We start from the raw sequence: 6,714 nt of genomic DNA on the forward strand, positions 1-6,714 counted from the left end.
CGCTCTTCCGATCTAATTTTCGATGAGAAAATCATCAAAGGCCATCAGCCTGATCCTTTCCGGCTTGTTGGCTACATCGTGCTTTAGCATGGCTGCTATCTCGGCATCGGCGGCTCCTGTTGATTCGGAAGCGACAGGCATTGACACCGCTGCGACCAGAATAGCAAACGGTCATCAGGTAGTGTTTTTCCAGTATCCTGACGCTGTTTGGGGCCCTGTTTCGTCTGTTAAGCGCAACGCGAGAAAGTGGACGGTCAATGTTTTTTGCAACTACTATTCTATCTACGGCAACCAGAATGAAGTAAAGAGCAAATCATGGGAGGCTCCCTCCACCAGTATGATGTCGGAAAAGGCGGGCGCTAACGTCTTTTTCTTCGATATTACCGAGAGCGGACAGGGCGAGATGGAAGAGGGCGCCGAGTACGGCATCCTGTTCTCCACCAAGGCGAACGCCGGTCAGGCAGACCTGCTCCAGCCCAACACCGAAGGCTATCAGACCTGCGACCTGTATTTCAACTCCACTCTGCTCGGTCACACCTACAAGGTAGACGAGCCTGCTGTTGTTCGTGAGAACACCGCAAACTCCCAGAAGATCGACTATCTCGCGCACTCCGACAATGGCGTCGGCGCTCCGCTGAGAAAGGTTTCGACCCTCTGCGCTTACATCGACGGTATGAATCCCGGCAACGCGCCTGCATCTCTCGAAATGGCAAACGCATTGCAGACCTATCTGCCCAACCCCGTCAACGAGCCTTCGTTCACATGGACGAAGATCGCTCCGGTTCTGCAGAAATTCGGCACCACCAACAAAGAAGTTTATGACACATATGTAGAGAAATTCAGCGCCAAGATCGACGAAGGCGTTCCCTATGAGCATGTTGACGGCGCGGACGACCTCAAGTCTGACGGCACACTGAAGGATGTCTACAGATATTCTTCCATCACCACCACCACTGTTGAGGACGGTGTTGAGCAGACCAAGACCGTTAAGTATCCGTGGCTCGACCTCGTAAGAGAGAGACTGAACCTGCCGGCTGAGACTCCCACCGAGGCTCCCACCGAAGCTCCTACTGAGGCTCCTACCGAAGCGGCAACCGAAGAGCCTGTTGTAAACCCCACAGAGCCCGCTGTTCCGCCGCAAACGGATTCAGCAGAGTTTAATACTGCGTATGAAGCTCAGGTGCTTCGGCTTGTAAACGCCGAAAGAGCGAAATACGGACTTTCTCCGTTTGTAAAGGACAGCGGAGCGACTCAGGTCGCACACCTGCGTGCAAAGGAGATCGTTCAATCATTCTCCCACACCAGACCAAACGGCAGCTCGTGCTTTACCGCCGCAAGCGAGCTTGGTGTTTCCTATCGTTCGGCGGGCGAGAATATAGCTTACGGGTATCCCACGCCCGAAGCGGTAGTGAACGGCTGGATGAATTCGGAAGGTCACAGAGAGAATATTCTGTCCGCGTCATTCGGAAAAATAGGAATCGGTTGTTTAGAGAGCGGTGGTGTTCTCTACTGGTCGCAGTTCTTTATTAATTAAATACTATTTGCCGTACCCGGTTATAGATTCAATCTATAACCGGGTATATTTGTGCGCCCGACGGCGCACGTTTCTAAAGGGTGAAAGTCCCAAATCCGCCCGACAGCGGGAAGGATATAGCTGAACACCAAGGGTGTCCGCCGTGAGGCGGAATCTGAAGGAAGGTGTAGGCAAACCTGTGGTCTGACGAACAGAAATCACATCAGGCTGTGTATGGGGGTAAGGTCGCAAAACAGACCGAAGCCCAATAGCTGTACGGAACTGTGCATAGTAAATGTGGCAGATATATGCAGGGAAAGAAACGTGTGGTACTCGGGGAGGTCTCGTCAGCGGCGGAAACAGAGTAAGAAGCCGTAGTAACAACGAATGACGAGAAGTCAGCAGAAGCCATAGTACCGAGACGGTTGCAAACGTCACGGGAAGGGCAGAACTTTAGGAGATGTCAGGAAATGAAAGTAACCGAAGGCAAATTTAAGGACAGACAACTTCAAAGAGAAGGTCAACTGCAAAAGGAAACTGCGGAACAGGGAGAATATGCAGAGGCGTCCGTTTGTCGGAAGATTGCTGAAAACACCGACATCATCACAGACTTGCAAAGGGCAGGGCTGTTGGAGAAGATTTTACACAGAGATAACCTTAACAAGGCGTACAAGAAAGTAAAATCCAACAAAGGCTCGGGCGGTGTAGACGGAATGTGCGTGGAAGAACTTCTAACGTACTTGCGAGAACACGGCAAAGACCTTAACCAACAGATATTAGAGGGTAAATACAAGCCCAATCCTGTCAGAAGGGTAGAGATACCCAAGGAAGAAAAGGGGAAGTATAGAAAGCTGGGAATACCGACAGTAGTTGACCGTGTATATCAACAGGCAATCACACAGGTATTAACACCGATTTTCGAGAAACAGTTTTCGGAAAACAGCTTCGGCTTTCGCCCGAAAAGGAGTGCGCATGACGCATTGAAACAATGCCAAAGGAACGCAAACGAAGGCTACGTCTATGTGGTGGATATGGACTTGGAAAAGTTCTTTGACAACGTATGTCAGAGCAAACTAATCGAAGTGCTGTCAAGAACCATAAAGGACGGCAGAGTCATCTCGCTCATACACAAGTATATGAACGCGGGAGTAGTGTCCAAGGGATTGTTTGAAAAGACAGAGGTCGGCGTGCCCCAAGGAGGACCGTTGAGTCCGCTTTTAAGTAATATCATGCTGAATGAGTTGGATAAGGAATTGGAGCGCAGGGGACACCGCTTTGTGCGCTATGCAGATGATTGTATGATTTTCTGCAAGAGCAGGAAAAGCGCCGAACGCACTCTAAGGAATATCCTGCCGTATATCGAGGAGAAATTATTTCTCAAGGTAAACAGGGAGAAAACCTGTGTAGCTTACATCAGCAAGGTGAAGTATCTGGGCTATTCGTTCTACAGGCATAAAGGATTTCGATTCAGAGTACACCCGAAGTCGGTGAAAAAGATGAAGAAGAAACTTAGGGAGCTAACGGATAGAAGCAATGCTTGGAGTAACGAAAACCGAATACTTAAACTGAAACAGTTTATTAAGGGTTGGGTAAACTACTTTAAGCTGGCAGATATGAAACAACTGTTAAAGGAAACGGATAAATGGTTGAGACACAGAATTAGGGCTATCTACTGGAAACAGTGGAAGAAAGTACGAACGAGAATACAAAAGCTCAGGAATCTCAACTTGCCCGAAAGGATAGTGTTTGAAATCGCGAACTGCCGCAAAGGCATATGGCGTTCGGCAGAAGTGCTGAACCAAGCACTTACAAACAAAGAAATAGCCAATCTCGGATATATATCCTTGACCGGCTATTATCTGCAAGTATGTGAAAACTAAGGAACCGCCGTGTACCGAACGGTACGCACGGTGGTGTGAGAGGTCGGGGGATTATTCAAATCCCCCTCCTACTCGATTGTTTGTTCCTTTTTCTTTTTATAATCCTCGAGCGCTGCCTGAATCGCTTCCTCGGCGAGGACGGAACAGTGCATTTTGTACGCCGGCAGACCATCGAGCGCTTCTGCTACGGCTTTGTTGGTAAGCTGCATAGCGTCCTCTACGCTTGCGCCCTTGATAAGCTCCGTAGCCATCGAGCTGGACGCGATCGCGCTGGCGCAGCCGAAGGTTTCGAATTTCACGTCGGTGATGATATCGTCGTCGATTTTCAGGTACATCTTCATAATGTCTCCGCACTTTGCGTTGCCTACCTCGCCTACGCCGTCCGCGTCCTCAATAACGCCTACGTTGCGCGGCTGCAAAAAGTGATCCATTACTTTATCGCTGTATAATGCCATGGTAAATTCCTCCCTTGTTTACTTCAAGATAAATTCTTTTTTGCCCGAAACGAGATCGCGCCATACGGGCGAGAAGCTTCTCAGGTGCGCTACCACCTCTTTGACCGCTTCGATTATATAATCCGCTTCCTCGATCGTCGCGTTTTCCTCAAGGCTCAGTCTGAGCGAACCGTGCGCTACGTCGTGGATACGTCCGATCGCGAGCAGTACGTGGCTGGGATCGAGAGAACCCGAGGTGCAGGCGCTGCCCGATGAAGCGCTGATTCCCTTGCGGTCAAGCAGAATCAGCAGCGATTCGCCCTCGATTTCCTCGAAGCAGAAGTTGACGTTGCTGTAAATTCTCTGTTTTTCGTCGCCGTTGAGCGCGCTGTGCGGAATTTCAGAGAGACCCTTTATCAGATAATCGCGAACCTTCGTCAGGCGTTCTTTGTCGCCGTCCATATTCGCTGCAGATTCTTTGAGAGCCGCCGCCATAGCCACTATTCCCGCGACGTTTTCGGTGCCTGCGCGTTTGCCTCTCTCCTGAGCGCCGCCCTCGATGAGGTTGCTGAGCACAACTCCCTTTTTGGCGTACAAAAAGCCTACGCCCTTGGGGCCGTGGAACTTGTGCGCCGAAGCCGAGAGCATATCGATCTGCTGCGCCTTTACGTCGATAGGAAGATGTCCGACCGCCTGAACCGCGTCGGTGTGGAAGATAACGCCGTGCGCTCTGCAAACCGCGCCGATTTCCGCGATGGGCTGGATGGTGCCGATTTCATTGTTGACGGTCATTACCGTGACGAGGATGGTTTCGTCTTTGATTGCCGCCTCAAGCTCGTTTACGTCGACTACTCCGTTTTCGTGAACGGGCAGAAGCGTAATCTCAAAGCCCTGCTTTTTGAGCTTGTTGAGGGTGTGGAGCACGGCGTGGTGCTCAAATGCAGTTGAAATAATATGGGTCTTTCCCTTTTTCTTACCGATATTCGCAGCCGAGATTATCGCCTGATTGTCAGCCTCGCTGCCACCCGAGGTAAAGATTATCTCACGCGGCTCGGCGTTAATGATTTTCGCGATTTCCTCGCGGGTTTTCTCAAGGCGTTCCTTTGCCTTTTGTCCGAGGGTGTACAGGCTCGACGGGTTGCCGTAGACGTTCTGCATACAGTCGAGCATTGTATCGATAGCCGTTTGGCTCATTTTGGTAGTCGCGGCGTTGTCCGCATATATCTTCATGGCGGTTCCTCCTTTGTTGTCTGAATGAATTATACACCTATTCACCTACTATGTCAATAGGTAAATATTCGAAAACCACTTGATTTACCTATTTAACCTGTGGTACAATAGGTAAGAAGGAGTGAAAGCCATGATATCCACAAAGGGAAGATACGCTCTCAGGGTTATGATGGACCTCGCGGAGCAAAATTCCGACAGCTATATTCCGCTCAAGGAGATAGCCGAGCGTCAGGGAATCTCAAAAAAATACCTCGAAATGATAGTAAAAGAGCTGGTGAGCGCAAAGCTGCTGATAGGCGTGAGCGGCAAGGGCGGCGGCTATAAGCTCTCGCGAAAGCCCGGGGAATACTCGGTCGGCGAGATTTTGACCGTAACCGAGGGAACCCTCGCGGTTGTAGCCTGTCTATCGGAAAGCGCCGAACAGTGTCCGCGTGCCGAAGGCTGCGCGACGCTGCCGATGTGGTCGGAGCTTAACCAAATGATTCACGACTTCTTCTACTCAAAAAAGCTGACAGACCTGACAGAGCAAAAATAAACGCGGCAGACCTCGAGAGGACATGAGGTCTGCCGCATTTTTCAGAAATCCTTTATATCAAGGTGATACACGTTGTCAAAATCCATATCGACGGAGATATCCATCGAGAAGTCCGTCAGGTGATAGACGATCGACCACTCGGTGTGAATATTCTCGTCCACCTCCTGCTTGACGTCCTCGAGCAAATCCATAGCGTCCTCAGCGGTGTTTTCGGACTTTTCGCCGAGCGCCTTGTACAAAGTGTCAAAGCGTTCGCAGTTACCTGTGGGGCCAAGCTCCGCCAATCCGGTGGTGAGCCTGAAATTGGTGCAGATCGGGCTTTTTACAAACTTCATCTTGCCCTTGTGCCATTCGATTACCGCGCCGTCGCCGCTTGCGTCGGCAACGAAGATATGCTGCGTCCAGCCGTGACCGGTGTGGATATCGTAATTTCCGAGCAGCTCGACCGCCTCGTCAACCGTCGCGGCGCGGTCCATAAGCAGCCTGATCGCCATCGTCACGGTCAGGTCGGGATTGCCGGTGTCCATGTGGGTTTCGCCCATGTCGAGGTCGAGAAGCGCGGCGAACAAGCCCTTTTCGTTCACTCCGTCCACCCCGAGATAAGGCGCGGCAAGCATGGCGGCTCTGCCCTCAAGACTCGTGGTCGCATAGGCGCTGCCCTCACCGACGTTGAGCATATCGGTGGAAGCGGTGGTAATCGAAGCGTAGCCGTTGTTGGGATGGGTGTAAACGCAGATGGTGTCGGTGCCGCCCAAGCCGAAGCTGCGACCGCCGAGGTACTTGCCGTCGGGAGTTTTGGTGACGAAGGCGCTGCAGGCGTATTTCTCGAGGTTACCGTCGATCTGATAACCGAAAAACATATCGTCGCAGACGAATTTCAGCAAATCGTTCTCGGTCTTGATGTTCGATTCGAGAGCCTTGTCGAGGTGGTAGTCCTGCTGAAAATTCATCGTGTACAAATCGCTGCCGACATGCTTTATGCTCGCCATCGTCGCGATTCGTCCGTACAGGATGAACGCGGCTGCCGCGATTGTCACCACAAGCGCGCCCAAAAGGCTGAACAGCGATATTTTAATAATTCTCTTTGCCTTGCTTTTCTTTTTCATTTTGGCACTCTCCTAA

6 protein-coding genes are annotated in these 6,714 nt (G+C 51.0%); 3 read left to right on the forward strand and 3 right to left on the reverse strand.

What is annotated here, in order from left to right; all coding sequences use genetic code 11:
- The first annotated feature begins 22 nt into the window (after positions 1-22).
- Complete coding sequence (locus JKK62_RS17420; protein ID WP_243411718.1) at positions 23-1,534, forward strand: CAP domain-containing protein; 1,512 nt, start codon at positions 23-25, stop codon at positions 1,532-1,534.
- A gap of 449 nt (positions 1,535-1,983) precedes the next feature.
- Positions 1,984-3,393 carry a group II intron reverse transcriptase/maturase gene (gene ltrA / locus JKK62_RS01580; RefSeq protein ID WP_201426662.1) on the forward strand — a complete coding sequence of 470 codons (1,410 nt, stop codon included), beginning with the start codon at positions 1,984-1,986 and terminating at the stop codon, positions 3,391-3,393.
- 68 nt (positions 3,394-3,461) lie between these two features.
- Here the strand turns inward: ltrA and nifU are convergent, their stop codons facing one another.
- Positions 3,462-3,848 (reverse strand): Fe-S cluster assembly scaffold protein NifU, encoded by a 387-nt coding sequence (gene nifU / locus JKK62_RS01585; protein ID WP_201426663.1) that lies wholly within the window; start codon positions 3,846-3,848, stop codon positions 3,462-3,464.
- 18 nt (positions 3,849-3,866) lie between these two features.
- Entirely contained in the window at positions 3,867-5,057 is a 1,191-nt protein-coding gene (locus JKK62_RS01590; protein ID WP_201426664.1) for a cysteine desulfurase family protein, read from the reverse strand.
- A gap of 130 nt (positions 5,058-5,187) precedes the next feature.
- On the opposite strand from JKK62_RS01590, the gene JKK62_RS01595 reads away from it, so the two are divergent.
- Positions 5,188-5,592: an RrF2 family transcriptional regulator gene (locus JKK62_RS01595; RefSeq protein ID WP_201426665.1), complete on the forward strand. Its 405-nt coding sequence runs from the start codon at positions 5,188-5,190 to the stop codon at positions 5,590-5,592.
- Between the two features lie 41 nt (positions 5,593-5,633).
- On the opposite strand, the gene JKK62_RS01600 is transcribed toward JKK62_RS01595, so the two are convergent.
- Complete coding sequence (locus tag JKK62_RS01600) at positions 5,634-6,698, reverse strand: carcinine hydrolase/isopenicillin-N N-acyltransferase family protein (protein ID WP_201426666.1); 1,065 nt, start codon at positions 6,696-6,698, stop codon at positions 5,634-5,636.
- Positions 6,699-6,714 lie beyond the last annotated feature (16 nt).

The sequence above is a fragment of the Ruminococcus difficilis genome (genome assembly GCF_016680995.1).